Origin of the sequence: Rhodococcus sp. ACPA1 (assembly GCF_002300195.1) — a bacterium.
GTDB classification, from domain to species: domain Bacteria; phylum Actinomycetota; class Actinomycetes; order Mycobacteriales; family Mycobacteriaceae; genus Rhodococcus_F; species Rhodococcus_F opacus.
In genome coordinates, this window is sequence record NZ_NSDX01000005.1 from 1,013,186 (window position 1) to 1,030,623 (window position 17,438).

Here is a 17,438-nt window from a genome sequence, read left to right on the forward strand (position 1 = left end):
GTCAGTGTCCGGAACGAAGGTCGGCGAGCACCTTTTCCGCGTGCTCGACCCGGATGCGCTGGTCGTCGATGAGCCGCTTGACCACGACGTCGAGTTCGTCGCCGGTGGCGCCGGCCGAGGCGGCGATGGTGCGGGCGTGCAGACTCATGTGGCCGCGTTGGATGCCCTCGGCGGCGAGCGCGCGGCAGGCGCCCAGGTTCTGTGCGAGTCCCACCGCGGCGATCACGTCCGCCAGCTCCGAGGCGGTGGAGACGCCGAGCATCTTCACCGCTGCCTGCGCGACGGGGTGGACCTTGGTGGCACCGCCGACCAGGCCCACGGCCATCGGTACCTCGAGGGTGCCGGAGAGGTGACCGTCCGAGGTCTTCTCGAAGTGCGAGAGCGCCGTATACCGGCCGTCCGCGGCGATCGCGTGCGAGTGGCAGCCCGCCTCGACGGCGCGGGTGTCGTTGCCGGTGGCCAGGACGGCGGCGGTGATGCCGTTCATGATGCCCTTGTTGTGGGTCGCGGCGCGGTAGGGGTCGGATTCGGCGAGTGCGGAGGCGTGCACGATGTTGTCGACCACCTCGTCGCCGCCGAGCAGGTCCTTGTCGAATACGGCCCGGGCCCGGGTGATCCGCAGGTCCGCCTTGTTCGTCAGGATCCGCAGCAGCGAACGACCGCCGGAGATCTCGGCGAGCCGCGGTGCGATGGCCTCGGCCATGGTGTTGACGGCGTTGGCGCCCATGGCATCTCGCACGTCGACGTGGATGTGTGTCACGACGTGCACGCCGGTGCGCGTCGGGACGAGTCGGACGGTGAGGTCGCGGGCGCCGCCGCCGAACCGCACCAGCATAGGGTCCTGCGCGTTGGCCAGTTCGAGGATCTCCGTGCGGGCCTCGAGCACCCGCAGCCGGGCGGCCTCGGGGTCGGGGCAGTCGAGGATCTGGATCTGGGCCTGCATCACCGGATCGGTGCTCGAGGTGTGGAAGCCCCCGTGCACCCGCGCCATCCGGGCGGCGTTGCTGGCCGCGGCCACCACGGACGGTTCCTCGGTGGCCATCGGCACGAGGTAGTCACGCCCGTTGACCGTGAAGTTGGTCGCGACACCCACCGGGATTCCCATCACCCCGACGACGTTCTCGATCATGTGATCGGCCTGGGCGACGCCGAGACCCTGTTCGGGATCGAACACGGCGACGTCGAGGTCGGACAGGCCGGTCCTCTCGGCGACCACCTTGCGGCGCTGCTGCGCGCTGGAATCCTTCAGACCGGGGATGCGGCTGTTGACGGGCACTGGCGTTCCTCCACGTACTCACGGGCGGCCGGACGTGTGGTGCGTTCCGGCGGCAACCCTGTCATGTGCTTCGGTTCACACGGTAGGGCTGTTCCGCCGGCCCCGACATGTATCAATCGCACATGTATTTCATTCAGGAATGTGTGACTGTCACTGCTCGCGGAGTTCGTCGAGGCGGACCGCGGCCGAGATGCGGAACAGGTGTTCATCGTTGCGCCACTCGGGCCCCAACAGCATCTCCAGTCGGTGGAGGCGCTGCAGAATCGTGTTGGTGTGATAGTTGAGGGCCCGTGCCGTCTTCGTCGGACTGCCCTCGTTGCGGACGAAGGCGCGCAACGTGGCGAGGAGGTCTGTGCCCTTGCCGTCGTCGTAGGCGCGCACCGGACCGATCGTCTCGTCGATGAACGCGTTCAACGTCCGGGCATCGGTGTCGAACAGGAGCGCGTACGGCAGGTAGGCGTCGGTGCTGGCCGCGGCGTCGGTGGTGCCGAGCGCAGCCAGCAGGCGAGCGGTGCGGAGCCCGGACTCGAATCGTGCGGGGAGCGCGTCCGGCGACTCCGCCCGGGGTGTCGTGATCGCGAGGACCGGGCCGTGCAGCGTTTCCCGCAGGTAGTCGCGCAGGTCCGTGACGAGGTCGGGCGGGGCGGTGGTGGTGAGAACCACCGCGACCATGCCGGCATGCTCCCCGACCAGACCGCGATCACCGACGAACGCTGTGGCCGCACGGGCGGCGGTGGCCCGGTTCTCGGCCGGGACCGAGATCAGCACGACGATGGCGAGGGCAGCGAGGGTGACTCGCTGGGCGCGCACTCGTCGTTCCAGATCGCGCCGCCGCTCCGGTGCCGGGTCGAGCAGGTCCGCGACCAACTCGACGCGGGCCCGCAGGTCTGCGTCGGCCACCGCGTTCTGCTGCAGCACCAGCAGTGCGCCCACCTGCGCGGCGCGTTCGATGGTGCGCTCGTCGACCGGTCCGAGTTCGACGTTCCCGGACCCGACCAGCACCGCGCCGAAATACAACTCGCCTGCGATGACCGCGGCCACGATCGGCGTCCCGGGGTCGTCGACGTGAACGCAATGGCCGGTGGTCCGGCTCCTCGTGATGGCATCGAGCATCACCGGCGGCAACTGGACGGATACCTGCCCGGCAGGCGTGGGGTGGGAGGCGACGACGTGCAGATCCCGGTCGACGATCGTGACCGTGCGCCCGAGTGCGGTGGCAAGAGTGCCGGCCACCTGCTCGAATCCGCCCCCGACCAGAACTGCCTCGATCAGTTCCTGGTGCACCACGGTGGACCGGTCGCGGACCTGCAGGTAGTCGGTCAACCGGTCGAGTGCCGTGCGGGCCTCGTCCTCGGACCTGCGAACCTGTTCGAGGGTGCTGGCGGTCTGCAGCACCACCGACGCGTGATCGGCGAGCGCGGACAGCACGGCGATCTCGTCCGGGGTGAAGGCGTACTCCTGGCGGGTCGCGGCGAACAGCACACCGAGCACGCGACCGTCCGAGAGCATCGGTACCCCGAGAATCGACACGATCCCTTCCGCCGCGACAGCGTCGTCGATGAGTTCCTCGTGCGGTCCCTCCGCGTAGTCCTGATAACGCAGAACCCATTGCGCGGCGCGGGAATCGGCGATCTGACTGGCCAGCCCCATTCCCGGGGGAACGCGGAGGTGCTGGAACTGCGGCGTCACCGAGCCGGCGGTCTTGCGGACGTTCAGTTCCCGCGTCGCCGGATCGAACTCCGACAGGTAGGTGACGTCGGTGCCCATCATCTCGTGGGCGCGGCTCACCAACCGTCCGAGGAGGGCGTCGATGTCACGGAGTTCGGCGAGTTCGCGGGCACTCGAGAACAACACCCCGAGTTCGCGTTCCCGTCGCCGCAAACGGGTCAGCTCGAGCTGGTGCCGGCGCACCTTCTCCGCGAACGCCGCCCTGTCGGCCGGGCCGGCAGCGACCCCGTCGAGTGCTTCGCGCACCGCGGCCGAGTCCACCGTCAGTTCGCCGACCATCGCGTCGGCGAGTATCCCCAGCGCGTCGCCGCTCTCCCGTGAATCCATGCCCACACTCTGCCCTGGCGCCGGGGGAGAAACTACTGGCTGAGATCAGCGCCGGTTCAAGTAGGTAGCCCGGTCTAGTACCTCGGTCTATGTCGGATACTCTGGGTGTGCCTCGTGCTCGGCGAGCGAAAGGGTCTGCACATGCGAAGCGACGACGACGCCAGGAGTGGTGGTCCTGCTCCGATGCCCCGGCAGGCCGTGACCATGCAGGACATCGCCGACCGCGTGGGGGTGTCGAAGGCATTGGTCTCCATGGTGTTTCGGCGCGTTCCCGGACCGAGTGCCGAGACGCGGAAGCGGGTCCTCGACGTCGCGGACGAGCTCGGGTACCGACCGAACCGTACGGCCGCCCTGATGTCGCTCCGGCGGACCCACCTCGTGGGTGTGACGGCTGATATTCGCAACAGCTTCCACGCCGAGATGGTCGAGTACATCGTCGCCGCCGCCGACGACCACGGGTACGAGGTGGTGCTCGGTGCGCTGACTCCCACGCACGCTGAACCGAAAGTCGTCGAAACGCTCCTCGATTTCCGCTGCGAAGCCTTGATCCTGCTCGGCACCGAACTCGGCACCGACGTTCTCGACACGCTCGGGGAGCGGGTACCGGTGGTCGTGGTCGGTCGCCGCGTCGGAGACGGCGCCGTCGACGTCGTGCGGACAGCGGACGGCAAGGGGATCGGCACCGTCGTCGACCATCTCGTGGAGCTGGGGCATCGCCGAATCACGCACCTCAGCGGTGGTACGGGCACGATTGCGGCCGACCGGAAGTCGGGATACACCCGTGCCATGCGTCGTCACGGACTCGACATCGACGTCGTCGAGGGCGACTTCACCGACAGCGCCGGAACGGTCGCCGCGGAGACGCTGCTCGGGCGGTCGCAGCTTCCCACCGCGGTGATCGCGGCCAACGACCGCAGTGCCATCGGGCTGATCGGCGAACTGCGGAGCCGGGGCGTGCGTATTCCCGAAGACGTCTCGGTCTCCGGATATGACGACAGCGTGCTCGCCCAGCTCGCGCACATCGATCTGACGTCGGTCAATCAGCAACCGCGGGAGCAGGCCGCCACGGCGGTGGACGCTGTCATCCAGCGGCTGGACCGGGGGAGGACCGAATCGGTCGCGACCGTCCTCCGCCCGCGGCTCGTCGCGCGCCGTACCACCGGGCCCGCGCCCGAGCCGATGGAAGGATCCCAGTCGGGCGTGTCCTGACCTGCGGCGGCCGTCAGTGTTCGGCGGGCCGGGATTCCTCGGCCTGCGCGGGCAGTGTGCCCAGATCGTGGGCGTAGAGCCAGGTGGTGGCCTTTTCGTAGAAGTGCCCGAAGGCGATCGGCATGACGAGGTCGCGGAGCCGGCGCGCGAGCGGGCCGCTGGTCTTGGCGTCGCGGTTGGTGCGGGCCGCCTTGGCCATCTTCCCGATTCGGGCGCGGCGGAGCCGGTCGTACTCCGCGAGACCTTCCCCGGTCGAGCCGGCCTCGGCGAGTACCCGGGCCAGGACCACGGCGTCTTCGATGGCCATCGAGGCGCCCTGCCCCGCGCCGACCGGGTGAGCGGCGTCGCCGACGAGGACGACGCGTTCGTCGTGCCAGACGGGGACTTCGGCCAGCGTGTGCATGAGCGTCGGACGGTGCAATTGCGTGGTCGCCCTGATGATCTCGAGCGCCTGCGGCTCGAACCGGTACAGCTCGGCGAGTCGCTCGAGCCACCAGTCGTCGCCGACACCGGTCAGGTCCGGTGGCCGGGGATCGGCAACCTGCGCGGACCACCACACGGTTCCGTCCGGCGCCGGGATGTGGAGAAAGGCGCCGCTCCGCGCGAAAATCATGTTGAACGCGCCGGTCTCGGCCGGGACGCCGCCGGCGATGCCCGAGACGCTGTAGAGGCCCCCGTAGGCGGGTCGGGGCGCGCCCGGATCGAGGACCGACCGGATAGCCGACCAGAGACCGTCGGCGCCGACCAGTAGGTCGGCGCGGACGCTGGGACCGTCGGCGAACAGCGCGCGGATACCGTTTCCCGCGGGCTCGGCCCCTACCAGTCGGCGGCCGGTGACGATCCGTACCCCGGCCTGGGCGGCGCACTCACGCAGCACCTCGACCAGGGAACCCCGCATCAGCGTCGTACTGTGCAGCGGATCCCCCGACAGCCGTCCGCGCGGAACTTCCGCCAGCAGCCTCCCGGTGCCGGACCACATCCGCTGAGTGGCCACCGCGAAACCGGCCTGCCGGACCTGGTCCAGGCAACCGAGCGCCTTCAGCCCCCGCAGTCCGTTGGATGCCAGACTCAGAAATGAGCCCACCTGTCCTGCCGGGTCGGGGTGTGTTTCGTACAGGGTGACGTCGGAACCGGTGCGGCGCAATGCGATTGCAGTCGCGGTCCCGGACACACCTCCGCCTGCGACGATGACCTCCATACATCCTCCCGACTTCCCATCCGCTGAATCAATATTCAGTGAAATTGCATTCAGTATGTGCGCGTCAAGGGTGTTCGTCAAGGGACGCGGCCCGCTCGCCGGCTCGCGAGCCGGGGCTTGACAGGGTGGCGTGACTCAGCTCATAGTAGTCGTACTAGACCGGTTAAATAGACCGAACTAGCCGGAGGGCGTCTTCACTCATCCGTGCGGGTGTCTGCGGGTAGCCGACGTGCACTTCCGCCGGGTCAACATCACACCGAAAGGCTTCCACTCATGACTTCCAACTCGATCGGTGTCGCCGTCATCGGCGGCGGCATGGCCGGACGAGCACACGCCGCCGGATATCGCATGGCGTCGACGCTGTTCGGAACCGACCGCCCCGACGTGCGTCTGGTTGCGATCGCCGACACCAACCAGGCCGTCGCCGACGACACCGCGAAGCGGTACGGGTACGAGCGGGCCGAGTACAGCTGGCAGGCCATCGCCGAATCGCCGGACATCGACGCCGTGAGCGTCGTGGTCGCCAACCAGTTGCACCGGGAGATCGTCGAAGGGCTCCTCGCCGCGGGGAAGCACGTGCTGTGCGAGAAGCCCCTGGCCGGGTCCATCACGGACGCCGAGGCCATGGTCGCGGCCGCTGCGGATGCCGACACGATCGCGACGGTCGGGTACACCTACCGCCGGTCGCCGGCCATCCAGGCGATCCGCGACGAACTCGCGACGGGCCGACTCGGCGACATCATCCACTTCAACGGGCACTACTGGTGCGACTACGGCCTCGACCCCGCCTCGCCGATCACCTGGCGGTACCGCGGGGGTCCCGGAACGGGCGCTCTGGCAGACGTCGGCAGTCACCTGCTCGACATGGCCGAATTCGTGTGCGGTCCGATCGTCGAGATCAGCGGCGCGACCTTCGCCACGGTGATCACGGAGCGTCCCGTGCCTGCCGGAGTCACCTACGGTCACACCAAGGCCGAGACCACCGGTGAGATGGCACCCGTCGAGAACGAGGACCTCGCGACGTTCACGGCGCGCTTCCAGAACGGCGCGGTCGGCACGTTCTCCGCTTCCCGTGTCGCGCACCAGCTTCCGGACGGACTCGGTTTCGAGCTGTTCGGGACGTCCGGCTCCGCGGCGTTCGACCTGGCTCGCGCCGCCGAGTTCTCGGTGTCCAGCGAGGGCCTCGACCGCACCGTGAACGGTCAGCGACGGGTGATCATCGGACCGCAGCACCCGTACATCCAGGGCGGCCTGCCGATGGATGCCGGCGGCGTCGGCCACGGCAAGGCGGAGTTCTTCGCCTACCAGGCCCGGGCCTTCCTCGACCAGATCGCCGGCATCGACGTCCTCGGCCCGCTGCCGTCCTTCGCCCACGCCCTGCGCGGCATGCAGATCGTCACCGCCGTCGCGGAGTCCGCCCGCGCCGACGGAGCAGCCGTCAAGATCGGCTGAACCGCAAAACTACTGAACCCCAACTTCTTCCCACCACGCAAGGAACCCTCATGAAACTCGGTGTGTACACCGCCGTCCTGCACGACCGCAGCCTGCGCGAGGCGCTGGAGACCATCGCGTCCCTCGGGCTCGAGGGCGCGGAGATCAACGCGGGCGGCTTCCTGCCCACCCCGCACCTGCCTGTCAAGGAACTCCTCTCCGGTGAGGTGTCACCGCAGGAGTACCTGAAGGTCTTCGACGAGACCGGCGTCTCCATCGCCGGCCTGAACTGCAACGGCAACCCGTTGCACGCGGATCCCGAGGTGGGCCCCGAGGACGCCGAGGACCTGCGCAACGCGATCAAGGTCGCCGGCCTGCTCGGTGTGGACCGGGTGGTCACGATGTCCGGGCTGCCGGCCGCGCATGCCGGCGGCCAGTGGCCGGCCTGGCACGTGAACACGTGGGACAGCGGCTATCTCGACTCCCTCGACTACCAGTGGGATCAGGTCGCGGTGCCGTTCTGGAAGGAGATCGACGCGCTCGCCCGTGAGAACGGCGTCAAGGTCGCGATCGAGATGCACCCGCAGAACCTGGTGTTCAACCCGCCGACTCTCGAGCGCCTGGTCGAGAAGACCGGTGCGACGAACGTCGGCGCCGAGATGGACCCGTCGCACCTGTTCTGGCAGGGCATCGATCCGGTCGCCGCGGTCGACTGGCTCGGCGACCTCGTGTTCCACGCCGCGGCGAAGGACACCCGGATCAACGAGAACTGCAAGATCTACGGTGTCCTCGACGACCGGTTCACCCGGATCCCGGCCGACCAGAACCCCACCGGACTCGGTGGCAAGCACGTGGTCAACAAGTGGCCCGAGGACTCGGCGTGGGACTTCGTCGCCGTCGGTCGCGGGCACGACGTCGATTTCTGGTCCCGTTTCCTCGCCGCCTTGCAACGGGTCGACCCGGACATGGCGGTCAACATCGAACACGAGGACGTCGAACTGGGACAGCTCGAAGGGCTGCAGGTCGCGGCCCGCACCCTGAAGGACGCGGCTTCCGCGGTGGCCTCCCGCTAGAACCCACCCTGCGCGCTCCCGCTCGAAACCGCCCCGCCTGGTACTCCCGCAGGCGGGGCGTCGTGTATCCGGTGGGTCATGTCGCGCCGGCTGATCGCCGTTCCCGGGTGACGGCGGCCAGGCGGTCGAGGACCAGCCGCAGCGGTGGCCAGGTCGACCTCCCGCGGCGGGTCACGGCGTAGGCCGTCAGCACGACCTTCGGGTTGGTGAGCGGGCGGACCGTGACTTCCTTGCGCGTGGGACGGTCGGCGGGCAGCAGGCCCACCCCGTAGCCGGCGGCGATGAGGTCCTCGACGAGGTCGAGGCTGTCGATCTGATGGGCGATGTGCGGTGTGAAACCCGCGAGCGAGGCCAGGGTGCGGACGGCGTCCTCGTCGGCAGTGTTGCGAGAGTTCACGATCCAGGGCGAACCGGCATAGGCGGCGACGTCTGCGGGTCCGTTCCCGGCGGGCGTGGGGACGCCGAGTCCCCAGGGAGTCGACCACAACGGGACGGCCTCGAGCGCGGTGCCCGGGGATGCCGGTGCCAGGTTGTAGTCGTAGGTCAGGGCGAGATCGAGTTCGTCGTCGGCGAGCAATGCGAACGCCTCGACCGGCTCGTATTCGCTGATCACCACGTCCACCTGAGAGTGGGTGCGTGCCAGTTCGGCGACGACCGGGAGCAGCGACACCCGGATGCCCGTCGCGAAACCCCCGACGCGCAGGGTGCCGACCGGCTCGGCGTGGGGGTCGAGGTCGAGCCGGGCGGCGCCGACGGCCGCCAGGATGGTGACGGCGTGGTCGGCCAGCCGGCGACCGGCCGGAGTGAGCCGCACCCGGCGGCCGGTCGGTTCGACGAGCTGCGCACCCGTCTCCTTCGCGAGTGCGGCGATCTGCTGGGAGACAGTTGAGGTGGTCAGCCGGTGTGTTTCGGCGACCTCGCGCATGGAGCCGAGACGGGAGAGCTCGAGCAGGAGATGCAGGCGTCGGGTATCCACCCACTAATTGTTCGCGATATCCGAACGGTTTGTCCATGAAAGTCACGTGGACGTGAACGGTCGAGGTGGCCTTCAATGCAGACATGACCAGGAACTCGACTCACGTCGGCGCGACGATGGCGCTGACCTCGATGCTGTGCGTGCAGAGCGGACTCGCGATCTCCGTCGGCGTGTCCGAACGCGTCGGCGCCGAGGGTGCCGCCTGGTTGCGCCTGGCATGGGCTGGGGTGTTGCTGGCCGTGATCGTGCGGCCTCGTCGGAAGGCGTTCACGCGTTCGTCCCTCGGCGCGTGTGTCCTGCTCGGAGTGGTCACGGCGGCGGTCACCCTGCTGTTCATGGCCGCGGTGGACCGGATCCCGCTGGGAACCGCCAGCGCGCTCGAGTTCCTCGGGCCCCTCGGCGTCGCTGTTCTGCACGGACGCGGTCGCCTGAAGTGGCCGGCGCTGGCGGCCGTCGGGGTGCTGCTGCTGACGCAACCCTGGGCCGGCGGCGTCGACCCGGTCGGAATCCTGTTCGCACTGGGGGCCGCCGCGTGCTGGGCCCTCTACATCGTGCTCACCCAGCGCGTGGGCGACGAGGTGGCCGGTCTCAACGGGCTCGCGGTGTCCATGCCGGTCGCCGGGCTGGTCGCGACTGCGGTGGGCGGACCGTCGATGCTCGGAAAGATGACGCCGGACCTGTTGATCATCGGGCTGGGTTTGGCGATACTGCTGCCGGTCGTGCCGTTCACGCTGGAGATGCTCGCCCTGCGCCGGCTGAACACCGCGGCGTTCGGGACCCTGATGAGCCTGGAACCGGCGTTCGCGTTGATCATCGGGCTCGTCGTGTTGCATCAGGTACCGGACCACGCGGCCGTGGCCGGGATCTGTTTCGTCGTCGCGGCGGGGATCGGAGCAGCGCGGGCCGGGGCGCGCACGACGCCCGACGAGGGCGGCGTCGCGGAGTCTGCCGCACCGTTGTCCGCGCCGACCTGATACCTTGAACGTCGTTCAAGTTTGAAGCAAGAGGGAGTCGTCATGGCAGGTGTCGAGAGTGCGCGGGTGTCGAGGCTCGGTATTTCAGCGCGGGACATGGCGCAGATCGCGGTCTTCGCCGCGCTGATCGCGGCGCTGGGTCTGCCCGGCGCCATCACGGTCGGCTTCAGTGGAGTGCCGATCACACTGCAGACGCTCGGCGTCATCCTCGCCGGCGCGGTGCTCGGCGCTCGCAAGGGCACAGCCGCCGTCGCGGTCTTCATCGCACTGACCCTGATCGGCCTGCCCCTGCTGTCCGGTGGCCGCACCGGACTGACCGCGCTCGCAGGCCCCAGCGCCGGGTACCTCATCGGCTGGATTCCCGCGACGCTGATCATCGGCCTCCTCACCGCTCGGATCCTGCCGAAGTACCCGATCGCGCTCGGTCTGCTGATCAATGCCCTCGGCGGGATCGTCGTCATCTACGTCTTCGGCACCGTCGGACTCCTGCTCCGCACCGATCTGGGTGTCGGCGCCGCCATCACCACCAACTTCGCCTTCATCCCCGGCGACCTGCTCAAGGTCGTCGTCGCGACCGTGGTCGCCAAGAGCGTGCATCGCGCGTACCCCGGCCTGATCCGTACGTGAGTTCCGAACTCGGCGGCTCCGGCGATCAGCCTGCTCTCGACTTCGAAGACCGCACCTACACCTACGCCGAACTCGACCGTGCCATCGACCGATGGATCCTCGAGCACGGCCAGGGTGCGCCTGCCTACGACGCGTCGATGCTGCCGGTCCCGGATGCCCTGATCTGCGTGTGCGCGGCGGCGCGGCAGGGGACGGCGGTGATCGTCGAGAACCCCGACGCGCGCCCGGACCGCGCGGTGATTCCTCCGGCCGCGTTTCTGCTGGTCGCGACGTCCGGCTCCACCGGCAGGCCGCGTCCGCTCGCGCGCACCGCGGCCTCCTGGTTCGACAGCTTCCCCGCCTTCACCGCGATCACGGGCATCGACGCGACCGACCATGTGCTGATCACCGGCCCGTTGCACGCCACGATGCATCTGTTCGGCGCAGTGCACGCACTCTGGCGAGGTGCGTGCGTCACCGACGACCCGTCCCGGGCGACGGTGGTGCACGCTGTTCCCGCCGTTCTCCGTGAGGTGGTGGGGAAGGCCCCGAAGCTGCGCACGGCGATCGTCGCCGGCACCGCCCTGGACGACGGCGCCCGCGCGGTGGCGGACGGCATCGAGATCGTCGAGTACTACGGCGCCGCGGAACTCTCCCTCGTCGCGGCGCGCCGGGTGCCCGAACCGCTCCGGCTGCTGGACGGCGTCGACGCCGACATCCGCGACGGTCTGCTGTACGTCCGGTCGCCATACAGCGTGATCGGAGTCCCGGAGTGGTTCGGCGTCGGTGACCTGGCCGAACTCGGTGACGACGGCGAGCTGACGGTGCGCGGCCGGGGAGAATCCGCGATCAATGTCGGCGGCACCACGGTGATCGCCGAGGACGTCGAGCGCATCCTCGAGACGCTCGACGGTGTCGCCGCGGCCGCCGTCGTCGGATCGCCGCATTCGGTGCTCGGCGAGACCGTCACCGCCGTGGTGGAGCTCGACGGCACCGCGGAGATCGGTGAGCTCCGTTCCCGAGCACGCCGGACGCTGACGAAGGAAGCATTGCCCCGCCGCTGGGTGCCGATCGAGGCGATGCCGCGGACCGCCAGTGGCAAGGTCGCCCGAGGTCGAGTGAGAGACTGGCTGGCATGAGCTCTGTCCCTGTTCTGGTGGCGCCGCGTCGGACGCCGATCGGCAATGCCGGGCACGGGTTCGCCGATCTGACCACCACCGACCTGGCCGCCCCCGTGCTGCGCGAGGTTCTGACGTCGCTGCGGGGGTCGGGCATCGATGCCGAGGTCGACGACGTCGTCCTCGGCAATTGCCTCGGGCCGGGCGGTGATCCGGCACGGGTCGCGGCCCTGCAGGCGGGGATGGGTGTGGAGGTTCCCGGTGTCACCGTCGACCGGCAGTGCGGTTCCGGACTCGACGCGGTGATGCAGGCCGCGCTCCGTGTGCGCAGCGGCGCCGACGAGCTGATTCTGGCCGGGGGCGTCGAATCGGCGAGCACGGCGCCGTGGCGGTTCTGGCCGCCGGCGCCGGGCGCCGATCCGGTGCGCTACACCCGCGCTCCCTTTGCGCCGCAAGACTTCCCCGACCCCGACATGGGGGCGGCCGCGGACGATCTCGCGCGGGTGCGCGGAATCAGCCGTGAGCGGCAGGATGCGTACGCGGCGCGGTCGCACACGCTCGCCGCAGCCGCCGACTTCTCGTCGGAAATCGTGCCGGTCGGTGACATCGAGCGGGACCAGCGCATTCGCGCAGGCATGACCGAGGCCAGGCTCGCGCGGCTACGCCCCAGCTTCGGAGCCGGCGGAACGGCCACTGCAGGGAACTCCTGCGGCATCTCGGACGGCGCCGCCGTGCTTGCGGTGACGACCGAGTCGCTGGCCGCCGGACTGCCTGCGTTGCGAATTCTCGGCTCGGCCGTCGCGGGATCGGACCCGGCGCTGCCCGGACTCGGACCGGTTCCCGCGATCCGCAAACTCCTGAAGAGGACCGGATACGACGTGGCGGATCTGGGCGTCGTCGAGATCACCGAGGCCTTCGCGTCGGTGGTGCTGGCGGTGTCGGACGAACTCGGCCTGGACGAATCTGTGATCTGCCCGCAGGGCGGCGCCATCGCCATGGGGCACCCGTGGGGCGCGTCGGGAGCGATCTTGTTGGTGCGCTTGGCAAGTCAGATGCTGCGCGAGGACGGACCCCCGCTCGGGCTCGCGGCCTGTGCCATCGGCGGCGGACAGGGCATCGCGATGCTCGTGGAGCGTGTGTCGTGAGTGAGATCGTCTTCGATTCGGTGACGCACGCCTTCGGGGACCGCCCGGTGCTGCGCGGCGTCGACCTGCGTTTCTCCGAGCGCCGCGTCGGCATCATCGGTTCCAACGGTTCCGGCAAGTCGACCCTGGCGCGCATGATCAACGGGTTGCTGAAGCCCACCTCCGGCACCGTCACGGTCGACGGTGTCGACGCCGCCAGAAAGGGCGCGCAGGTGCGCCGCAAGGTCGGGTTCGTGTTCACCGACCCCGACACCCAGATCGTCATGCCCACGGTGTCCGAGGACCTGGCGTTCTCGCTGCGCCGGTCCGGTCTGAGCAAACAGGAGATCGCCGGCCGCGTCGAAGAGATCCTGGTGCGGTTCCGGCTCGACCAGCACGCCGATCACCCCGCGCACCTGCTGTCCGGGGGCCAGAAGCAGCTGCTCGCCATCGGCGCCGTCCTCATCCGCAGGCCGGAGGTGATCATCGCCGACGAGCCGACGACGCTGCTGGATCTGCGGAACGCGCGCGTCGTCTCCGAAGCACTCGATTCGATGGACCAGCAGGTGATCGTCGTGACCCACCAACTGGCGCTGCTGGAGAGTTTCGAACGGGTCATCGTCATCGACGACGGTCTCGTCGCGTTCGACGGCAGCCCGGACGACGCCGTCCCCGCGTACCGGCAGTTGGTCGAATGATCGGCCTGTACCGCCCGGGCGACTCGCTCCTGCACAGGATGCCAGCCGGGCTGAAACTGCTGCTGTTGATCGTGTCGATCGTCACGGCCACGGTGTTCGTGCGCACCCCGCTCGAGGTCGGTGTCGTCGTCCTGGTGGTGGGCCTGCTGTTCGCGGTGGCCTCCATTCCGTGGCGGGTCGCCGTGGCGCAGTTGCGTCCGGTGGTGTGGATGTTGTTGATCATCGCCGTGTTCCAGGTGCTGATCACGTCGCCCGCGCGGGCGGTCGTCGTGTGCGGGGTGCTGCTGATCTCGGTGGCGCTCGCCGCGTTGGTCACGCTCACCACCCGGGTCACCGACATGCTCGACACGGTGTCGCGCGCACTCGGGCCCCTGCGGAGGTTCGGGGTCGATCCGGACCGGATCGGGCTCCTGCTCGCGTTGGCGATCCGGTGTATCCCGCTGTTGACGGGGATCGTGCAGGAGGTGGCGCAGGCGCGGAAGGCACGCGGGTTGCAATGGTCGATGACGGCGCTGGCCACACCGGTTCTGGTCCGCGCCCTCCGGACCGCGGATGCGATGGGCGACGCCCTCGTCGCACGGGGAGTGGACGATGACTGAGCTGCTCGCCGAGCGTGTCGCTCGACGGGCTGCCGAGAACCCGGAGACGACAGCGGTCGTGTCCGCACGCGAGACCCTCGACTACGGCCGGTTCTGGTCGCGGGTCACACGCACCGCCGCCGGGCTCGACGGCATGAATCGGGTCGCAGTGCTGCCGACGTCGGATGTCGGGTCGCTGGTCGTGGTGACGGCGGCGATGCACGCCGGAGTCAGCGTCGTGCTGCTGCATCGGCATCTCCTGCCCGCGCAGCTGACGCGGGTGCTCGAGCTCGCGAAACCCGGCGCCGTGGTGGCCGCGTCGCACCAGCACGCCAGGTTGCGGAGACTGGGATTCGACGGGACCGTCGAAACGGCGGAGAGCCTCGAATCCGACGGCGCTGCGGACCGGGCGCGTCCCGAGACCGAACTGCTGGTCGGCATCACGTCCGGCACCACGGGTGAGCCGAAGCTGTTCGTGCGCAATCAGCGTTCGTGGGCCACGACCCTCGACCGCTCGGACGCGACGTTCGACATCGGCAGCGGGGATCGCGTGGCGGTGCCCGGAGTTCTCGACCACACGCACTTCCTGTACGGCGCGCTGCACGGCCTCACTCGCGGGGCGACGGTGGATCTGCGCCCGGTCACGCACTCGCTGCGCGACGCGGCCACACATCTGTACTCGGTACCCACCATCGCCTGGGATGTGGTGCGATCGGGGATCGGTCCGGTCGGAAGTGTCCGCGAGGTGCTGTCGTCGGCGGCCCGGTGGCCGCGGACGGGACGTCAGGCGTTGCAGGAGGTGTTGCCGAATGCGTCGCTCGTGCACTTCTACGGCGCATCCGAACTGAGCTTCGTGTCGTTCGACCGGGGTCTCGGCGCCGCCGACGAGCATGCGGCAGGCGAACTGTTCGACGGTGTCGACGCAGAGATTCGCGAGGGCCTGGTTCACGTGCGCAGCAACATGCTGTTCGACGGCTACCTCACCGAGGACGGCGTGGTGAACGGCCCCGCCGACGGGTGGATGACGGTGGGGGACCGTGGCCGGGTGGCGGGCAACAGCCTGCAGTTGTTCGGCCGGGACAGCGACACGGTGATCCGGGCGGGACTCAATGTGGAACCTGCCGCCATCGAGGCGGCGTTGACCGCGATTCCCGGGATCTCGGAGGCTGCGTGCATCGGAGTACCGGACAGCCGGATGGGCGAGGCACCGGCCGCCGCGATCGTGGTGGACGGCGACGGGCCGAGTTCCACCGAGATCTGGCGGCATCTGCGCGCCACGTTACCCAGCCCCAGCATGCCGGTTCAGGTTCTCGCCGTCGACAGCTTGCCTCGCACACCGCGCGGCAAGCTCGATCGTCAGGCGCTCGCCGCCACCCTGGCAGCCTCTCGAGACCGGAATCCCGCGTAGCCCGTCAGATTTCGAGGCTCAGCAGGTGGTAGCCCAGCGTCTTGCCGTGTCCGTCGAGTGCGGGTGAACCCGTGACGCCGCCGCCGAGGACGCCGGGCAACTCGAACACCATCGCCGTCAGGTTCGGCTGGCAGGTGCGCCGGGCCGGTCCGGTGATCAGTTCACCGTAGTGCGCGGCGACGACGTCCTCGGTCAGTCTCTCCGTGAGATGCCGGTAGGCGGCCCGGCTCCTGGCCAGCACGGCGACGATGAGGGTGTCCCCCTTGTCGCCGGCACGGACGTCTGCGAGTGTGTCGATCTTCTGAACAGTTGCGGGCGTGGTCATTTCGACACCTCCGTGAGATGCACCCGGGTGGGCACGAGATCGCGGGGGAGGGTGCACGAGCGGATCGCGAGTACCTCGGTCGACGACCGCCGGGCGCCGCCGCCGCCGGCCGGTCCGTTGGTGTACAGGCTTTCCACCTCCCAGCCGACGAGGTCGGCTTCCTCGCGGGTCCGTGCGCGGGCGGTGACCCGCACGCGCACCTCGTGGGCATCGGTGTCGGTGTCGAGTCCGCGGAAAGCGGCACCGGCGCCGATGTATTCGACGGAGACGGCGCCCTCGGCGAAGCCGTGCACGTCGACGAGACGTTCGGTGACGATGTCCGCGGCGAGCTGGGCACGGGGGTAGGCCCGCGGTCCCGCGTAACTGATCTGCCCCTCACCGAGCCAGCCGCCGCGGAACCCGAGGGTGACCTTCAGCTGCTGTGGGCGGGGGCGCCCCGTTGCACCGGTGACGGCGACCCGATCGGGTCCGACGCTGGTGAACGACACGTTGCCGAAGTCCGCGGTGACGTCCGGGGTCAGATACGACGTGGGATCTCCCACCTCGTACAGGAGTTGCTCGGCGCAGGTTCGTTCGGTGAGTATCCCGCCGGATCCGTCGAGTTTGCCGAAAGTCGCCGATCCGTCGGCGAGGACGTCGGCGAACGGGAAGCCGAGATCGGCCATACCCTTCACCGGTTTGGTGACGGGATCCGCGTAGTACCCGCCCGTGAGTTGTCCGGCGCATTCGAGCAGGTGCCCGATCGCGGTTGCAGCGCCGATGGTTTCGTGGTCGGCCAGGTCCCATCCGAAGTGGTGGGCGAGTGGGGCGACGTAGAGGGAAGGGTCGGCCAGACGCCCGGTGACCACGACGTCGGCGTCCAGTTCGAGCGCGGGGATCACGGCCTCCGCGCCGATGTACGCGTTCGCGGAGACGAGTTCCTCGTCGTGCTCCGACAGACGTTTCCCGGTCTCCCACACGACCGGGTCGTGGCGCAGCACCTGCTCGAGTACCGCGTCGCCCGTGATGGCAGCGATGCGCACCCGCCGGTCGGCGGACCGGGAGGCGATGCCGGAGACCAATTCGGCAGCGGCGAGAGGGTTCGCGGCACCGGCATTGGTGATCACCGTGGTCCCGGACGCGAGCGTGTGCGGGAGAACCGCGCGCATGCGTGCGGCGAGGAGCGGATCGTATCCTTCGTCCGGGTTCTCGAGTCGGCGAGAGTTTCCGGCGGCAACGGTGCGTTCGCCGAGGCATTCGAAGATCAGGTAGTCGAGGTCGGCGTGCCGGGCGAGTTTCTCGGCGGGGTCGATGCGATCCCCGGAGAACCCGGATCCGGCGCCGAGTCGCACGCTCCGCGAAGCGCTGCCGCGGGTGCTCGATGGTGTCACGGGCTCGAAGTCCTTTGCT

The 17,438-nt window shown here is 69.3% G+C and carries 16 protein-coding genes; 10 read left to right on the forward strand and 6 right to left on the reverse strand.

Going from position 1 to position 17,438, the window contains the following annotated elements; genetic code table 11:
• Position 1 precedes the first annotated feature (1 nt).
• Positions 2 to 1,276: a hydroxymethylglutaryl-CoA reductase, degradative gene (locus CJ177_RS28885; protein ID WP_005243630.1), complete on the reverse strand. Its 1,275-nt coding sequence runs from the start codon at positions 1,274 to 1,276 to the stop codon at positions 2 to 4.
• Positions 1,277 to 1,426: 150 nt separating this feature from the next.
• Positions 1,427 to 3,331, reverse strand: coding sequence for a GAF domain-containing protein (locus tag CJ177_RS28890; protein WP_218835133.1), 1,905 nt, complete (start codon positions 3,329 to 3,331; stop codon positions 1,427 to 1,429).
• Between the two features lie 141 nt (positions 3,332 to 3,472).
• On the opposite strand from CJ177_RS28890, the gene CJ177_RS28895 reads away from it, so the two are divergent.
• On the forward strand, positions 3,473 to 4,540 hold the full coding sequence (locus CJ177_RS28895) for a LacI family DNA-binding transcriptional regulator (protein WP_080578212.1): 1,068 nt from the start codon (positions 3,473 to 3,475) through the stop codon (positions 4,538 to 4,540).
• Positions 4,541 to 4,553: 13 nt separating this feature from the next.
• Here the strand turns inward: CJ177_RS28895 and CJ177_RS28900 are convergent, their stop codons facing one another.
• Complete coding sequence (locus CJ177_RS28900) at positions 4,554 to 5,738, reverse strand: FAD-dependent oxidoreductase (protein WP_061700458.1); 1,185 nt, start codon at positions 5,736 to 5,738, stop codon at positions 4,554 to 4,556.
• Between the two features lie 273 nt (positions 5,739 to 6,011).
• Here CJ177_RS28900 and CJ177_RS28905 point away from each other — a divergent pair, with 273 nt between their 5' ends.
• The gene (locus CJ177_RS28905) at positions 6,012 to 7,190 is read left to right on the forward strand and encodes a Gfo/Idh/MocA family protein (RefSeq protein ID WP_005243624.1); all 1,179 of its coding nucleotides are present in this window, start codon (positions 6,012 to 6,014) and stop codon (positions 7,188 to 7,190) included.
• A 50-nt stretch (positions 7,191 to 7,240) separates the two neighbouring features.
• Complete coding sequence (locus CJ177_RS28910; RefSeq protein ID WP_005243623.1) at positions 7,241 to 8,242, forward strand: sugar phosphate isomerase/epimerase; 1,002 nt, start codon at positions 7,241 to 7,243, stop codon at positions 8,240 to 8,242.
• A gap of 76 nt (positions 8,243 to 8,318) precedes the next feature.
• Here the strand turns inward: CJ177_RS28910 and CJ177_RS28915 are convergent, their stop codons facing one another.
• Positions 8,319 to 9,218 (reverse strand): LysR family transcriptional regulator, encoded by a 900-nt coding sequence (locus CJ177_RS28915; RefSeq protein ID WP_095869181.1) that lies wholly within the window; start codon positions 9,216 to 9,218, stop codon positions 8,319 to 8,321.
• 83 nt (positions 9,219 to 9,301) lie between these two features.
• Here CJ177_RS28915 and CJ177_RS28920 point away from each other — a divergent pair, with 83 nt between their 5' ends.
• From CJ177_RS28920 to CJ177_RS28950, 7 genes are read left to right on the forward strand one after another with little or no spacing between them, the layout of a single operon-like run.
• Positions 9,302 to 10,192: a DMT family transporter gene (locus CJ177_RS28920; protein ID WP_095869182.1), complete on the forward strand. Its 891-nt coding sequence runs from the start codon at positions 9,302 to 9,304 to the stop codon at positions 10,190 to 10,192.
• Positions 10,193 to 10,234: 42 nt separating this feature from the next.
• Positions 10,235 to 10,819 (forward strand): biotin transporter BioY, encoded by a 585-nt coding sequence (locus tag CJ177_RS28925; RefSeq protein ID WP_007299149.1) that lies wholly within the window; start codon positions 10,235 to 10,237, stop codon positions 10,817 to 10,819.
• On the forward strand, positions 10,816 to 11,937 hold the full coding sequence (locus CJ177_RS28930) for a class I adenylate-forming enzyme family protein (protein WP_005243617.1): 1,122 nt from the start codon (positions 10,816 to 10,818) through the stop codon (positions 11,935 to 11,937). The genes CJ177_RS28925 and CJ177_RS28930 overlap by 4 nt, the downstream gene beginning before the upstream one ends.
• The gene (locus tag CJ177_RS28935) at positions 11,934 to 13,061 is read left to right on the forward strand and encodes a thiolase family protein (RefSeq protein ID WP_025431983.1); all 1,128 of its coding nucleotides are present in this window, start codon (positions 11,934 to 11,936) and stop codon (positions 13,059 to 13,061) included. Before CJ177_RS28930 ends, CJ177_RS28935 begins: the two co-directional genes overlap by 4 nt.
• On the forward strand, positions 13,058 to 13,738 hold the full coding sequence (locus tag CJ177_RS28940) for an energy-coupling factor ABC transporter ATP-binding protein (protein ID WP_005243613.1): 681 nt from the start codon (positions 13,058 to 13,060) through the stop codon (positions 13,736 to 13,738). The genes CJ177_RS28935 and CJ177_RS28940 overlap by 4 nt, the downstream gene beginning before the upstream one ends.
• Entirely contained in the window at positions 13,735 to 14,337 is a 603-nt protein-coding gene (locus CJ177_RS28945) for an energy-coupling factor transporter transmembrane protein EcfT (protein WP_005243611.1), read from the forward strand. The genes CJ177_RS28940 and CJ177_RS28945 overlap by 4 nt, the downstream gene beginning before the upstream one ends.
• A complete protein-coding gene (locus CJ177_RS28950; protein WP_005243608.1) occupies positions 14,330 to 15,724 on the forward strand; it encodes an AMP-binding protein in 1,395 nt (464 codons plus the stop codon). Before CJ177_RS28945 ends, CJ177_RS28950 begins: the two co-directional genes overlap by 8 nt.
• Before the next feature lie 4 nt (positions 15,725 to 15,728).
• Here the strand turns inward: CJ177_RS28950 and CJ177_RS28955 are convergent, their stop codons facing one another.
• Positions 15,729 to 16,049: a hypothetical protein gene (locus tag CJ177_RS28955; protein ID WP_005243606.1), complete on the reverse strand. Its 321-nt coding sequence runs from the start codon at positions 16,047 to 16,049 to the stop codon at positions 15,729 to 15,731.
• Complete coding sequence (locus CJ177_RS28960; protein ID WP_005243605.1) at positions 16,046 to 17,419, reverse strand: acyclic terpene utilization AtuA family protein; 1,374 nt, start codon at positions 17,417 to 17,419, stop codon at positions 16,046 to 16,048. Before CJ177_RS28960 ends, CJ177_RS28955 begins: the two co-directional genes overlap by 4 nt.
• Positions 17,420 to 17,438 lie beyond the last annotated feature (19 nt).

Excerpts from the sequence above, each read along its gene's own strand:
- CJ177_RS28920 (WP_095869182.1), top strand. The coding sequence starts at position 9,302 with ATGACCAGGAACTCGACTCACGTCGGCGCGACGATGGCGCTGACCTCG.
- CJ177_RS28895 (WP_080578212.1), top strand. The coding sequence starts at position 3,473 with ATGCGAAGCGACGACGACGCCAGGAGTGGTGGTCCTGCTCCGATGCCC.
- CJ177_RS28950 (WP_005243608.1), top strand. The coding sequence starts at position 14,330 with ATGACTGAGCTGCTCGCCGAGCGTGTCGCTCGACGGGCTGCCGAGAAC.
- CJ177_RS28910 (WP_005243623.1), top strand. The coding sequence starts at position 7,241 with ATGAAACTCGGTGTGTACACCGCCGTCCTGCACGACCGCAGCCTGCGC.
- CJ177_RS28955 (WP_005243606.1), bottom strand. The coding sequence starts at position 16,049 with ATGACCACGCCCGCAACTGTTCAGAAGATCGACACACTCGCAGACGTC.
- CJ177_RS28900 (WP_061700458.1), bottom strand. The coding sequence starts at position 5,738 with ATGGAGGTCATCGTCGCAGGCGGAGGTGTGTCCGGGACCGCGACTGCA.
- CJ177_RS28935 (WP_025431983.1), top strand. The coding sequence starts at position 11,934 with ATGAGCTCTGTCCCTGTTCTGGTGGCGCCGCGTCGGACGCCGATCGGC.
- CJ177_RS28890 (WP_218835133.1), bottom strand. The coding sequence starts at position 3,331 with ATGGATTCACGGGAGAGCGGCGACGCGCTGGGGATACTCGCCGACGCG.
- CJ177_RS28905 (WP_005243624.1), top strand. The coding sequence starts at position 6,012 with ATGACTTCCAACTCGATCGGTGTCGCCGTCATCGGCGGCGGCATGGCC.
- CJ177_RS28925 (WP_007299149.1), top strand. The coding sequence starts at position 10,235 with ATGGCAGGTGTCGAGAGTGCGCGGGTGTCGAGGCTCGGTATTTCAGCG.
- CJ177_RS28945 (WP_005243611.1), top strand. The coding sequence starts at position 13,735 with ATGATCGGCCTGTACCGCCCGGGCGACTCGCTCCTGCACAGGATGCCA.